At 75.3% G+C, this 12,112-nt stretch carries 12 protein-coding genes and 1 pseudogene; 8 read left to right on the forward strand and 5 right to left on the reverse strand.

Annotation, left to right across the window (positions count from 1 at the left end; translation table 11 throughout):
• Positions 1 to 4: 4 nt before the first annotated feature.
• Positions 5 to 775 (reverse strand): hypothetical protein, encoded by a 771-nt coding sequence (locus ACVV2G_RS16085; protein WP_453843520.1) that lies wholly within the window; start codon positions 773 to 775, stop codon positions 5 to 7.
• Positions 776 to 780: 5 nt separating this feature from the next.
• The gene (locus tag ACVV2G_RS16090) at positions 781 to 1,182 is read right to left on the reverse strand and encodes a hypothetical protein (protein WP_453843367.1); all 402 of its coding nucleotides are present in this window, start codon (positions 1,180 to 1,182) and stop codon (positions 781 to 783) included.
• A 390-nt stretch (positions 1,183 to 1,572) separates the two neighbouring features.
• Between ACVV2G_RS16090 and ACVV2G_RS16095 the strand changes: the two genes are divergently transcribed.
• Positions 1,573 to 2,643, forward strand: coding sequence for a YihY/virulence factor BrkB family protein (locus ACVV2G_RS16095; protein ID WP_453843368.1), 1,071 nt, complete (start codon positions 1,573 to 1,575; stop codon positions 2,641 to 2,643).
• Between the two features lie 117 nt (positions 2,644 to 2,760).
• Here the strand turns inward: ACVV2G_RS16095 and ACVV2G_RS16100 are convergent.
• Positions 2,761 to 3,396, reverse strand: a pseudogene (locus tag ACVV2G_RS16100) (SDR family oxidoreductase); the annotation flags it as partial.
• Here ACVV2G_RS16100 and ACVV2G_RS16105 point away from each other — a divergent pair.
• From ACVV2G_RS16105 to ACVV2G_RS16120, 4 genes are all read left to right on the forward strand, one after another.
• Positions 3,395 to 4,543, forward strand: a complete 1,149-nt coding sequence (locus tag ACVV2G_RS16105; RefSeq protein ID WP_453843369.1) for a hypothetical protein — start codon at positions 3,395 to 3,397, stop codon at positions 4,541 to 4,543. The pseudogene ACVV2G_RS16100 and the gene ACVV2G_RS16105 sit on opposite strands and share 2 nt — an antisense overlap.
• Positions 4,544 to 4,687: 144 nt before the next feature.
• Complete coding sequence (locus tag ACVV2G_RS16110) at positions 4,688 to 5,248, forward strand: (2Fe-2S)-binding protein (protein WP_453843370.1); 561 nt, start codon at positions 4,688 to 4,690, stop codon at positions 5,246 to 5,248.
• On the forward strand, positions 5,249 to 6,241 hold the full coding sequence (locus ACVV2G_RS16115; RefSeq protein WP_453843371.1) for an FAD binding domain-containing protein: 993 nt from the start codon (positions 5,249 to 5,251) through the stop codon (positions 6,239 to 6,241).
• A gap of 25 nt (positions 6,242 to 6,266) precedes the next feature.
• On the forward strand, positions 6,267 to 8,396 hold the full coding sequence (locus ACVV2G_RS16120; RefSeq protein ID WP_453843372.1) for a xanthine dehydrogenase family protein molybdopterin-binding subunit: 2,130 nt from the start codon (positions 6,267 to 6,269) through the stop codon (positions 8,394 to 8,396).
• A 95-nt stretch (positions 8,397 to 8,491) separates the two neighbouring features.
• Here ACVV2G_RS16120 and ACVV2G_RS16125 read toward each other — a convergent pair whose 3' ends face one another.
• Positions 8,492 to 9,982 (reverse strand): hypothetical protein, encoded by a 1,491-nt coding sequence (locus ACVV2G_RS16125; RefSeq protein ID WP_453843373.1) that lies wholly within the window; start codon positions 9,980 to 9,982, stop codon positions 8,492 to 8,494.
• 207 nt (positions 9,983 to 10,189) lie between these two features.
• Between ACVV2G_RS16125 and ACVV2G_RS16130 the strand changes: the two genes are divergently transcribed.
• The 3 genes from ACVV2G_RS16130 to tgmB all read left to right on the forward strand — a co-directional run bounded on the left by ACVV2G_RS16130 (position 10,190) and on the right by tgmB (position 11,836).
• On the forward strand, positions 10,190 to 10,513 hold the full coding sequence (locus ACVV2G_RS16130) for a YkvA family protein (RefSeq protein WP_453843374.1): 324 nt from the start codon (positions 10,190 to 10,192) through the stop codon (positions 10,511 to 10,513).
• Between the two features lie 119 nt (positions 10,514 to 10,632).
• Positions 10,633 to 10,824 (forward strand): putative ATP-grasp-modified RiPP, encoded by a 192-nt coding sequence (gene tgmA / locus ACVV2G_RS16135; protein ID WP_453843375.1) that lies wholly within the window; start codon positions 10,633 to 10,635, stop codon positions 10,822 to 10,824.
• Between the two features lie 16 nt (positions 10,825 to 10,840).
• Positions 10,841 to 11,836, forward strand: a complete 996-nt coding sequence (gene tgmB / locus ACVV2G_RS16140) for an ATP-grasp ribosomal peptide maturase (protein WP_453843376.1) — start codon at positions 10,841 to 10,843, stop codon at positions 11,834 to 11,836.
• Between the two features lie 49 nt (positions 11,837 to 11,885).
• On the opposite strand, the gene ACVV2G_RS16145 is transcribed toward tgmB, so the two are convergent.
• Complete coding sequence (locus tag ACVV2G_RS16145; RefSeq protein WP_453843377.1) at positions 11,886 to 12,101, reverse strand: hypothetical protein; 216 nt, start codon at positions 12,099 to 12,101, stop codon at positions 11,886 to 11,888.
• Between the last annotated feature and the right edge of the window lie 11 nt (positions 12,102 to 12,112).

Genomic DNA, 12,112 nt, shown 5'->3' on the forward strand with positions numbered 1-12,112 from the left:
CGGATCACAGGGCCTCCAAGGCGTCTCGAAGCCGTCGCAGCAGGGCCGCGTCCGGGTCGTCCCACACGACACCGTGCGGCGGGGCGGCCGGTGCGCGGGGCGCGGGCGGCGCGGCGGTGACGAGGCCGTCGGCGGCCAGGCGGCGCAGTTCGACGAGGGTGTGGTACGTGCGACAGGCGAGCACCGAGGCGATCTCCGCGGCGGTGCGGACGCCGTCGACCTGCGTCAGGGTCCGTCCCCGCCGCACCGGCAGGCCGACGGGGCCGGCGTCGGGCACCCGGGTGAGGGGGACGGTGTCGATGTCGGGGTCCGGCCATATGCGGTCCAGCAGGGCGCGCCGTCGGGCGGACTCGCGTACGACGGTCTCCACGGGCACGGACCGGACCGCACCGAGCCAGTGCGCGGCTCCGGGCCGGAAGCGGTGCGCGCGCGTGTCGTGGGCGAGGACGAAGTACGCCGCGTCGAAGAGCGCGCCGAGGTGGCAGAGTTCCAGCGCACCGGCGGTGAGCCGGCCGCTGTCCACGAGCCGGTGCCCGACCCGGTGCTGCGTTCCGCCCCGGTCGACCGCGTCCCACCAGCCGTCCGGGGCGACGGCGCCGCTGCGGGTGAGCAGCGCGCCGAGGTCCGGGGTGAAGGCCGACTCCACGTGCACGACCCGGCCCGACGACAGGTAGACGATGCCCCGCTCACCCGAGAGGGCACCGGTCGCGCCTTCGTCCGCGAGTGCGGTGAGGGCCGCCGACGTCGTGTCGTACCCGGCCCAGGCCGTCGTCACCCCGGTCACCCGAGCACCAGCCGATCGGCCATCTCGGCCAGCCGGATGCGGGCCAGCGCGAGGTTTCCGTCGTTGCGGGCCAGCCACAGGTGGAGGAAGACGGTGCTGTCGAAAGGGGTGCTGACGAACCTGAGCAGGTGGTAGGCGTCGGCCGTGGTGGCGATCATGTCCTCGACCGACGGCTCCTTGCGCGGGCCGGCGCCGCTGTCGCCCGCCGGCGCCAGGGAGCCGCTCTCCGCGACGTGCCGGGCCAGCTCCGCGGTCTCCGCCGCCGTCGCCTCCCAGTCACCGCCCGGTGCGTCCCCCACCGCGCCCAGGACGAGCCCGCTGATCCAGTCGACCAGCGACGCGCCCCGTGCGCCGGGCAGTCGCATGGCTTCCAGCAGACTCTCGTCGATTCCGGGCACGCCGGATCCCCTCCCCTGCACGGCAGTACCGCGAACGTGACGCTGAGACTACGGAATGTGCACGCGTTCGGTGAGCGCTTTGGCATTTTCCAGAGGAACGTGCGCGCGACGCGGGACACTGCCGGCGGCCGGGCGGACACCGGCCGGGGCGGGGTCGGACGGGCCGGCCCGCCCCGCTGCGGATGAGGGGCGGGACCCGTCCGCCGGACGGTGGTGGGTGAGGGCGCCGGCCCGGGTGACCCGCCGCACACCGGACGCGCGTCCCGCGCACCGCGGCCCGGACCGGCCGGGGGTGTGGAGCGGCCGGGGCGCGGACCCACCGGAGCGTGGACCGGCCGGAGCGTGGACCGGCCGGAGCGTGGACCGGGCCGGACGGGCAACCCTGGGGCCATGGCCCGACTGCACCTCCCCCATCGCGGGAAGCACCCGAAGGACGACCCGGCGGACGGAACACCGGACCGGAGGGCGACCGAGGACTACGGTCCGGACGCCTCCGCCGAGCGCGCCGCTCCCGACTCCCCCACCGACCTGCCGAAGCACTCGTGGACCGCGCTGCTGCGGCGCGTGATCTCCGAGTTCAAGGACGACGAGCTGACCGACCGCGCCGCCGCCCTGACCTACTACGGGATCCTGTCGCTGTTCCCGGCCCTGCTGGTGCTGGTCTCCCTGCTCGGCATCGCCGGGCAGTCCGCCACCCAGGAGGTCCTGGACAACATCCAGAAGCTCACGCCCGGTGCGGCCCGGGACATCATCACCGACGCGGTGGAGCAACTGCAGGCCAAGGCGGGCCTCGGCTCCGTGCTCGCCGTGGTGGGCCTGGCCGGTGCCGTCTGGTCGGCGTCCGGGTACGTGGCCGCCTTCATCCGCTCGGCGAACGCGGTCTACGACGTGCCCGAGGGCCGGCCGGTGTGGAAGGTACTGCCGCTGCGGGTGGCCCTGACCGTGGTGCTGCTGGTCCTCGCCGTGGTCAGCGCGCTCATCGTCGTGTTCACCGGCAGCCTGGCCGAGCAGGTCGGCACCGCACTGGGCGTCGGCGACACCGCGATGACGGCGTGGGCGATCGCCAAGTGGCCGGTGCTGGTCGTCCTCGTCACGTTCATGATCGCGATCCTGTACTGGGCCACGCCGAACGCCCGGGTCAAGGGCTTCAGGTGGATCTCGCCGGGCAGCGTGCTCGCCCTGCTGATCTGGCTGGTCGCCTCCGCCGGGTTCGCCTTCTACGTGGCCAACTTCGGCTCGTACAACAAGACGTACGGCACCCTGGCCGGCGTCATCATCTTCCTGGTCTGGCTGTGGGTGACGAACCTGGCCATTCTGCTCGGCCTGGAGTTCGACGCCGAGCTGGCCCGGCAGCGGGTGATCGACGGCGGCCATCCGCCCGAGGAGGAGCCGTACGTGGAGCCGCGCGACACCCGTGCCTGGGACGACGCGGACCGGCGGCGCGCGGCACCGGACGCGTGACCCCGCCGGGGCCGTACGGCGGAGGAGGCCGCCGGGGATCTCGCCGGTGGAACCGGGCGGCGGGCCGGTCCGCGCTCCGGTCCGCCACGGCAGGATCGAGTCGCCGTATCCCCCGTCGACCCGGACGGCCGCGCCGGTCGTGGCGGACGCCTGCGGGGAGCTGAGGTACACCATGAGGTTGGCGACCTCCTCGGGTCCGATCAGCCGCTGGAGCAGCGACTGCGGACGGTGTTCGCGCATGAAGGCGCGCTGGGCCGCGTCCCAGGGCAGGTCGCGGTCGACCCGTTGGTGCACGAAGTCCTCGACGCCCTCCGTGTACATGGGTCCGGCGATGACGCGGTTCACCGTGACGCCGCTGCCCGCCGCCTCCACGGCGAAGCCGCGGCCGGCCCCGAGCAGCGCCGTCTGGACACGCCGTGGTGGATCATCTCGGCCGGGACGGCGACGGCCGAGATCGCTCGCGACGTACAGCACCCGGCCCCAGCCCCGTTCCCTCATCCGGGGGAGGTGGGCGCGCGTCGGCCTGACCCCCCACGTGCCCCTCGCCCCGGACCCCGCACCGTGCGCGGTGCCGCGGCCCGCCCGGTCGGCGGCCCCCCGCGTGCTCACCCCTGACCTGCGGCGACGATACTGGCCTCGGGCCCGTCCGGCGGATCGGGTCGCGGGCGGGCGCCTGCGCCCGGTCCGCGCTCCGGCGTGATCCGCCGGACAGGCCCCCCGCCCGCCCGTTCTCCTGCCTCCCGATGGACTCATGCCGACCTCTGCCACCGCACGCCCCACGACTCCGCCCACGGTGTGGGCCGCTCGCGGCCGCCACGTCGGATCCGCGGCACAGGACTCCGTCCGGCACACCCTGGAGGGGCTGAAGGACCACCGCGTCATCGACGACTTCCTGGAACTGCCCACGGAGCAGCCGGACGAGGCAGCCACCGGTGTACGCGTCTTCGAGGCCCGCTGGCAGGCCCCCGGGGCCGTCACCGTACGGGCCAGGCTGATCCTGGCGGCGGCCTCGGCGGGCGGCCGGGAGTGGACCCTCCTCGCCGAGGCCGAGGAAGCCTGGGACGACGCCTGGCCCTCGCCCGCCACCATGTTCTGGCCCGACGACCCCGAGGTCACCTGGGACCGCGACGCCGCCACCGGGCTGCGGCTGCGGGGCATCAACACCCTGCCGGACGACGACAAGGCCGTACGCCGGCTGCTCAAGGACGCCGGGCGCAGCCCGTGGGGCGTCCACGTCGTCGTGCACGAGGCGATGACCCCCGACCACCGCGGCCGGGTGCCGCTGGCGGACCGGCTGCCGCCCGGTCTGCGGCACCGCGTGGTCGAGCACCGCGCCGCGCCGCAGCAGCTGCGGGTGGTGAACTGGGCCCTGGAGGACTTCGGCGTCCAGGTCCCGCGCGGCGGCGCCGTGGTCCTGCCCGGCACTCCGGCCCCGTCCGCCTACGCGTCCGGGGACTTCTCCGTCCGCTCCGTCTTCCTGGACGGTTCCGAGCCGACCGAGCTGATCGCGGCGGTGACCTCCTTCGCCGCGCTGCCGAGGCCGCTGCCGGAGGACGCGCAGGAGGCGCTCGCCGCGCTGCGGGAGGACTGGCGGCTGCTGACCCTGGCGGAGGAACTGGACCGCGAGCGCAAGCTGGTGGCCATGTACGCCGAGGCGCTGGAGGCCATGACGCAGTCCCGGGACCTGTACCGGGAGGCGGCCGAGCGCGCGGCCGAGGCCCTGGCCGCGTACCGGGAGCCGGCCGGTTCCGCCCCGGCCGGGCCCCCGCCCCAGGCGTCCCCGGCGTCCCCGCTGCGCGGCCTGACCCGCACGCTCGAACGCTTCAGGGGCGTCATCCGGGCACCGCGCCCCTCCCCCGGCGAGGACGCCTCCCGCCCGGCGGCCGAAGGCGGCGACTGACCGGCGGCACGACCGGCACGACCGGCACGACCGGCCGACCGCCGGGGCGCCGCCGACTGAGGGCACCCTCACGTGTCAGTCCGCGCGAGGTGGATACGCGGAACGGCACAGCAGCACGGCCCGCCCCGGAAGGTCATCGACGCCATGGACAGCCAGTACGAGGGCACCGCCCACGCTTCTCCGCCGGAGGCGACACGATCGCGGACCACGCTCCGCGTCAACGGCGCACCGCACACCCTCACCGTCGACCACCGCCGGGTCCTGCTGGACCTGCTGCGGGAGGATCTGGGGCTCGCGGGGGCCAAGAAGGGCTGCGACCACGGTCAGTGCGGCGCCTGCACGGTCCTGGTGGACGGGCGGCGCGTCAACAGCTGCCTGCAGTTGGCCGTCGCCCTGGACGGCTGCGACGTCACCACCGTCGAGGGTCTCGCCGGGGACGGCGGGGACCTGCACCCGGTGCAGCGGGCGTTCCTGGAGCGCGACGCCTTCCAGTGCGGGTACTGCACCCCGGGCCAGATCTGCTCCGCGGTCGGCGTGCTCGCCGAGGCCGCGGCCGGGCACCCGTCCCACGTCACCGCTCCCGGGGCCCCCTGTGGCGAACCGGTCCCGCTGGACCGGGAGGAGATCCGGGAGCGGTTGAGCGGAAACCTGTGCCGGTGCGGTGCCTACCCGCGCATCGCCGACGCCGTCGAGGACGTGGTCTGAGTGCAGCCGTTCGCCTACGTACGGGCCGCCAGTGTCGAGGAGGCCACCGACGCGTTCGCCGCCCATCCCGGTGCGCGCTACCTCGGCGGCGGCACCAACCTCGTCGACCTGATGAAGCTGGGGGTGGAGGCGCCCGCCGCCCTCGTGGACGTCACCCGGCTCCCACTGGACGGGGTGGAGGAGCTGCCCGACGGCTCGCTGCGCGTCGGCTCGACGGTCCGCAACAGCGACCTCGCGGCCCACCCCGCCGTCCGCGACCGCTACCCCGCGCTCTCGCAGGCCCTGCTGGCGGGCGCCTCGGGGCAGCTCCGCAACGCCGCCACCACGGGCGGCAACCTGCTCCAGCGCACCCGATGCCCCTACTTCCAGGACCTGTCCAAGCCCTGCAACAAGCGTGCGCCCGGCACCGGCTGCGGTGCGCTGGAGGGCGTGCACCGCGACCACGCGGTGCTCGGGCACTCCGAGCAGTGCATCGCCACGCACCCCTCGGACATGGCGGTGGCGCTCTCCGCCCTCGACGCGCGCGTGGAGCTGCACGGCCCCGAGGGGGCGCGGAGTGTGCCCGCCGCCGACTTCCACCGGCTGCCGGGCCGGCACCCGGAGCGGGACACGGAGATCCGTCCCGGCGAGCTGATCACCGGCGTGGTCCTGCCGGCCGGCACCGCCGGGCTGCCGTCGGCGTACCGCAAGGCCCGCGACCGGGCCTCGTACGCCTTCGCCCTGGCCTCCGTCGCCGCCGTCCTGCACCTGACGGACGGGGTGGTGGACCGGGTCGGCATCGCCTTCGGGGCGCTCGCGCACCGGCCCTGGAGGGCCCGGCGGGCCGAGGCGGCGCTGCTGGGCGCGGCGCCCACCTCGGCGGCGTTCGAGCACGCCGTCGACCTGGAGCTGGCCGCCGCCGAGCCGCTGCGGGACAACGCCTACAAGGTGCCGCTCGCCCGTCGGCTGGCCCTGGACGTACTGGGCCGGCTCGCTCCGCCCGCCACGACCTGAACCCGGCGTCCACGAGGAGGACCTCATGACCGGCACCGAGACCGTACTGGGCGCTCCGGTCGAGCGCCGGGAGGGACGGGACAAGGTCACCGGCTCCGCCCGGTACGCCGCCGAGCACGACGCCCCCGGCCGCGCCCATGCCTGGCCCGTCCCCGCGGCGGTGGCACGCGGCCGGGTCACCGGCGTCGACACCGCCCCCGCCCTCGCGCTGCCCGGCGTACTCGCGGTGCTCACGCACGAGAACGCGCCCCGGCTCGCGGAACCGCAGGACCCGGTCCTGGCCGTACTGCAGGGCCCGCGGGTCCCGCACCGGGGCTGGTACGCGGGCCTGGTGGTGGCCGAGACGCTGGAAGCGGCCCGGGCCGGGGCCGCCGCCGTCCGGATCACCTACGAGGCGGAGGACCACGACGTGACGCTGACCGCCGCCCACCCTCGGGCGTACGTCCCCGAGTCGGCCAACGGCGGGTTCCCGTCCGTCACCGAACACGGCGACCCGGACGGCGCCCTCGCCTCCTCGGCGGCCCGGCTGGACGTCGAGTACCGGGTGCCGCCGCTGCACAACCACCCGATGGAGCCGCACGCCAGCACGGCACACTGGGACGGCGAGCGGCTGACGGTGCACTCGTCCAGCCAGGGCACCAGCGCCGTGCGCGCGGAGCTGGCCAGGATGTTCGAGCTGCCCGAGGACCGGATCACGGTCCTCGCCGAGCACGTGGGCGGTGGCTTCGGGTCGAAGGGCACGCCCCGCCCCGACGTGGTGCTGGCCGTGATGGCGGCGCGCGTGACCGGCCGGCCGGTCACCGTGGCGCTGCCGCGCCGCCACCTGCCCGCCGTCGTCGGCCACCGCGCGCCGACCCTGCACCGGCTGCGCCTGGGCGCCGACGCCGACGGCCGACTCACCTCCCTCGTCCACGAGGTCACGACGCACACCTCCCGGGTGAAGGAGTTCGTCGAGCAGGCGGCCGTCCCCGCGCGCGTCATGTACGCCGCCCCCGCCCTGCGCACGCTCCACCGCGTGGTCCCGCTGGACGTGCCCACCCCGTCCTGGATGCGCGCCCCGGGCGAGTGCCCGGGCATGTACGCGCTGGAGTCGGCGGTGGACGAACTCGCCTGCGCGACCGGCGTCGATCCGGTGGAGCTGCGCATCCGCAACGAACCGGAGAACGAGCCCGACAGCGGCAGGCCCTTCAGCAGCCGGCATCTGGTGGAGTGCCTGCGCGAGGGCGCCCGCCGCTTCGGCTGGCAGGAGCGCGACCCGCGCCCCCGGTCGCGCGCCGCCGGGCCCCTGCTGACCGGCAGCGGGGTGGCGGCGGCCACGTATCCGGTGCTCGTGTCGCCGTGCGCCGCGCGTGCGCGCGCCCTGCCCGACGGCGGTTTCCTCGTCCGCGTCAATGCCACCGACATCGGCACCGGTGCCCGTACGGTCTGCGCGCAGATCGCGGCCGACGCCCTCGGCGTCCCGCTGGACCGGGTCCGGGTCGACGTCGCCGACAGCGACATCGGGTACGCGCCCATGGCCGGCGGCTCCGCCGGGACCGCCTCCTGGGGCTGGGCCGTGCACGAGGCGTGCGTCCGGCTGACCGGCCGCCTGGCCGAGCACCCGGGGCCGCTGCCCGACGAGGGGGTCGCGGCCGACGCCGACACCACCGGCGCCGCCGACGCCGAGAGCCCGTTCGCACGGCACGCCTTCGGCGCGCACTTCGCCGAGGTGACCGTCGACACGGTCACCGGCGAGGTACGGGTGACGCGGATGCTGGGCGTGTTCGCGGCCGGGCGCATCCTCAACCCCCGTACGGCCCGCTCCCAGTTCGTCGGGGGCATGACGATGGGCCTGGGCATGGCGCTGACCGAGGACAGCACGATGGACCCGGCGTTCGGCGACTTCACCGAGTCCGACCTGGCCTCCTACCACGTGCCGGCGCACGCGGACGTCGCCGCCGTGGAGGCGCACTGGATCGACGAGGAGGACACCCGCCTCAACCCCATGGGCAGCAAGGGGATCGGCGAGATCGGCATCGTCGGCTCGGCGGCGGCCGTCGGCAACGCCGTCCACCACGCGACGGGCATCCGCTTCCGGGAACTCCCGCTCACGCCGGACCGGGTGCTCACCGGGCTGCTCGAGCACGAACGTCCCGCGGGCATGCTGGGGACGTGAACACGGCCCGCGGGACGCAGGACGCGCGTCGGGGTGCACGAGGCCCGCGCCGGGGTGTCCCGGCGCGGGCCGTGGTGTGCGTGGGAGGACGGTGGTCAGTCCGCGGCGCGGCTCGCACCGGCCCTCTGCGGGGCGGCCCAGCGCTTGGCGGGCACCTGCGAGACCACCCGGGCGCACAGCGCCGTCAGGGCCACCAGTGACGCCAGTACGGCGGCCCCGGCGGCGATCCAGGTCGGTGCCAGCGTGAGATCCACGGCTCTCGCGACCCGCGACGAGGGGGTCACGCTGCCGTAGAGCCTGGCCGCGGCCAGCGCCGCCGGTACCACGACCGCCGCGACGAGCAGCGGCACGGCGGGCCGGAGGGTCAGCAGCAGGGCCAGCACCAGGCAGAGTGCCGACAGGCCGAGGGCGACGCCGTAGACGCGGACGGAGGCGTCGTTCTGGTGCAGCGGGAAGTGGGCCACGCCACACCCGGCGAGCACGGCGACGGTGAGCCAGGCCGGCCAGGCGGGACCCCGGGCGGACCGGCGCGCGGCACGGTCGCGCTCGCGCGGTGCGCGCTCCCCCTCGCGGTCGCCCCGGCGCGGTGCGCGCCGTGCTTCGTCGGCGCGTCCCGGACGGGCCCGGCGCGGTGCCTTCCGGCGTTCCCGGCCGCGGCGGTCCGCCGCGGCGAACGCGCCGGCCAGTCCCGCCGGGCGGGCGCCGGGCTCCGGTTCACCGTCCTGTCCGGCCCCGTCCAGAGCCGCCCGCAGACGCCGGGCGTCGGGGCGGTCGGGGCGCACCCGTCCGTCCTCGGCCAGTCGGCCGATCAGCTGGACCAGTTCCTCCACGGGCCGGCCGGTGGCGGCGGCCCGCACGGCCTCCTGCCCGCAGTGCGGTTCGAGGGGCGTGCGGTGCAGCATCTCCATCAGCCGGGTCACGTCCTCCACCGAACGGCACTCGGCCGCGGCCCGGATCGCCTCGTCCGCGCTGTCCGAGTGGCGCGGCGGCCGGGTCAGCAGGCCGACCAGCCGGGTCACGTCCTCGACGGAACGGTTCACGCCGACCGCGCGGAGCGCGTCGATCGTGGCCTGCGCGTACTGGGGAGACCGCTCCAGCATCGTGATCAGGTCGACGACCTCCTCCAGCGGCCGGTCGGCCACGGCGGCGCGCACCAGGTCGCCCACGGGATCGCCGTACTCGTGCGCCACGCCGTCGTGGGCCGCGCCGTCGTGGGTCACGTCACCGCGGGCGGCGGGGTCCGGGGCGAAGGGATCCTCGAAGGACGGCTCCCGCGGGGCGGACGCGGCTTCCCGGGGCGCCGGCTCCCGGGGCGCGGGCTCGTGGCGGGCCGGGCCCGGGGCGGGGTCCCGCGGGCCGGAGTCCCGCGGCCCCGGGTCCCGGAAGACGGGGTCGTAGGAGAGGGGCTCGTGGGAGACGGGTGAACGGGCGGACGAGGCGTGGGGGGTTGGCGCGTCGGCCTCGGCCGGCGTGCCCGGCGGACGCACGAGGTGCGTGCCGGTGGCCGTGGTCGTCTCCCCGGTGGGCAGGTCCACGGCGGATATGGCGTACTCGGGCGAACGGGGTGATGAAGAGCCGGTGGTCATGATCTCTCCGTGTGGTGGGGGTTGCGGCCGCCCTGCGTCCCCGACATGCGACACGCGCTGTGTGGTGACCATTACTAAGCACGTCCTCGGCGCCGTGCCACCGGAGTGGGCCACAGGGATGAGAGACCCGCCCCGGGAGACTTGCCGCCGCCCCGAGCGGGAATCCGGGAGGCAAGGCGCGCGCCGCGCATCAGGAGGAGGGGCGGGGTGGACACGACCACAGTGGTGATCATCACGGCGGCACTGCTCGCGGCGGCCGTCCTCGCGGTGGCGGTCGGCGTCCTGGTGCGGCTGGTGCGCACCCGACGGGAACTCAGGCGGGCGGGGCTACCCACCGGTCCGCGGTGGGTCTTCTGGGGCGCCGTCCTCTACTTGGTGCTGCCGGCGGACCTGGTGCCCGATCCGGTCTACCTGGACGACGTCGGCGTACTGCTTCTCGCCCTGCGCACCGCGCGCGGCTCCCTCGGCGGGCGGCGGGGGGCCAGGGACCGGCGGCGGGGGACGACTCCGCCCCGCGACTACGCAGCGTAAGGAAACCAATCACCCGTTCGATTCGTATAAGTCTCTGGAAGCCGAAGGAAGTCGGCGGACCAGGCGACGGCGCGATGCGGTCGTCGCCTGATCGGCACAGCACCGACTAGGGAGAGACGATGCAACCGTTCGCGCTCAACTACGCACGGCCCGCAGTGGAGTTGGAAGCCAAGACTCCGTACGTCTACGACTCCGGGCTGCAGTTGAACGTGCTCTTGGACGGACGGGCGGCCGCCTGTGACCACGCGCTGCTGAGAGAGCTGGGGACGACGACCTCCACCGCGGGGTCGAAGACCCACTTCGACGACTGAACACGGGCCGTCGAGAATGACCGTGTTGATCCTGACCTGTGAAGAGGACGTCACCGCGGACATGGTGGTCGTCCACCTGAACGCGTCGGGAGTGCCGGTGGTCCGGCTGGACCCCGCCGATCTGACCGACTCCGTGGCCCTCTCCGGCGAGTTCGCGCACGGCTCCTTCCGGGGACACCTGTCCTCGGGGGACCGGCTGGTGAGCATCGGCGGGCTGCGGTCCGTATGGGTGCGCAGGCCGGGCGGCGCGGCCACCCGGGCGACGGAGCCCTCCGCGTGGCTGACGGAGGAGGCCGGGCAGGCGCTCTACGGCATGCTCCGCGACTGCGGGGCGCGCTGGATGAACCAGCCGGACGCGGCCCATCGGGCCCGGTACAAGCCCTGGCAGCTGCGCCTGGCCCAGCGGTGCGGGCTGCCCGTGCCGGCGACGCTGATCACGACGTTTCCGCGGGCGGCGCGCGAGTTCGCCGAGCGGTACCCGGATCTGGTGGTCAAGCCCGTCTCGGGCGCCCATCCGCAGGACCCGCCCCTGGCCGTGCCGACCAGCAGGGTCCCGCCCGAGGCCGACTTCTCCGCCGTGGCGCACGGCCCGACGCTGCTGCAGCGGCGGGTGGCCAAGCGTGCCGACGTCCGCGTCACCGCCGTGGGCGACACGTTGCTGGCCGCCCGGAAGAAGAACCTCGCGGGTCCGGACCCCGAAGAGGTGGACGTCCGTTTCTCGGCGTCCCGCGAACCGTGGCGCCCGGCCGAGGTGCCGCCGCGCGTCGCCGAGGGGGTCCGCGCCTACCTGCGGGCGGCGGGGCTCACCTACGGGGCCCTCGACTTCGCCGAGGACGGCGACGGGACGTGGTGGTTCCTGGAGTGCAACCAGTCGGGGCAGTTCGGCTTCGTCGAGGTGGACACCGGCCAGCCGATCGCCCGCACCATCGCCGAGTGGCTGGCTCGGCCCGCGCGGGATGAGCCGGTGGACCCGGAGGGTCCCGGCGGTCCGGGCTGGATGGCCGTCGGGTGAGGTCACGCGTCCACGCGCCTCGGTACGGGCGCTCCTGGCCCGTCTCCCGTCAGTGCGGGCGCGGGCCGGGCAGCAGGGCGGTGCGCTGCCAGCCGGCGCCGGGGGACGCCTGCCGTTCGGCGCCGGGCAGGTGGCCGGGTGAGTGCAAGGGGCGCATGACAACCTCCAGCTCCCTGCTCACGCGCTCGGCATCCCGTCGCACCTGCTCGGGGACGTCACCGCGTTCGGCGACGAGTCGGTCGTAGATGGGGGAATCCTGGAACACCCGTCAACGTG

The organism is Streptomyces sp. JK94 (genome assembly GCF_053613315.1).

Coding starts and splice junctions, on each gene's coding strand:
- ACVV2G_RS16095 (WP_453843368.1), top strand. CDS start 1,573: ATGGCCCGACTGCACCTCCCCCATCGCGGGAAGCACCCGAAGGACGAC.
- ACVV2G_RS16105 (WP_453843369.1), top strand. CDS start 3,395: ATGCCGACCTCTGCCACCGCACGCCCCACGACTCCGCCCACGGTGTGG.
- ACVV2G_RS16110 (WP_453843370.1), top strand. CDS start 4,688: ATGGACAGCCAGTACGAGGGCACCGCCCACGCTTCTCCGCCGGAGGCG.
- ACVV2G_RS16120 (WP_453843372.1), top strand. CDS start 6,267: ATGACCGGCACCGAGACCGTACTGGGCGCTCCGGTCGAGCGCCGGGAG.
- ACVV2G_RS16125 (WP_453843373.1), bottom strand. CDS start 9,982: ATGACCACCGGCTCTTCATCACCCCGTTCGCCCGAGTACGCCATATCC.
- tgmA (WP_453843375.1), top strand. CDS start 10,633: ATGCAACCGTTCGCGCTCAACTACGCACGGCCCGCAGTGGAGTTGGAA.
- tgmB (WP_453843376.1), top strand. CDS start 10,841: ATGACCGTGTTGATCCTGACCTGTGAAGAGGACGTCACCGCGGACATG.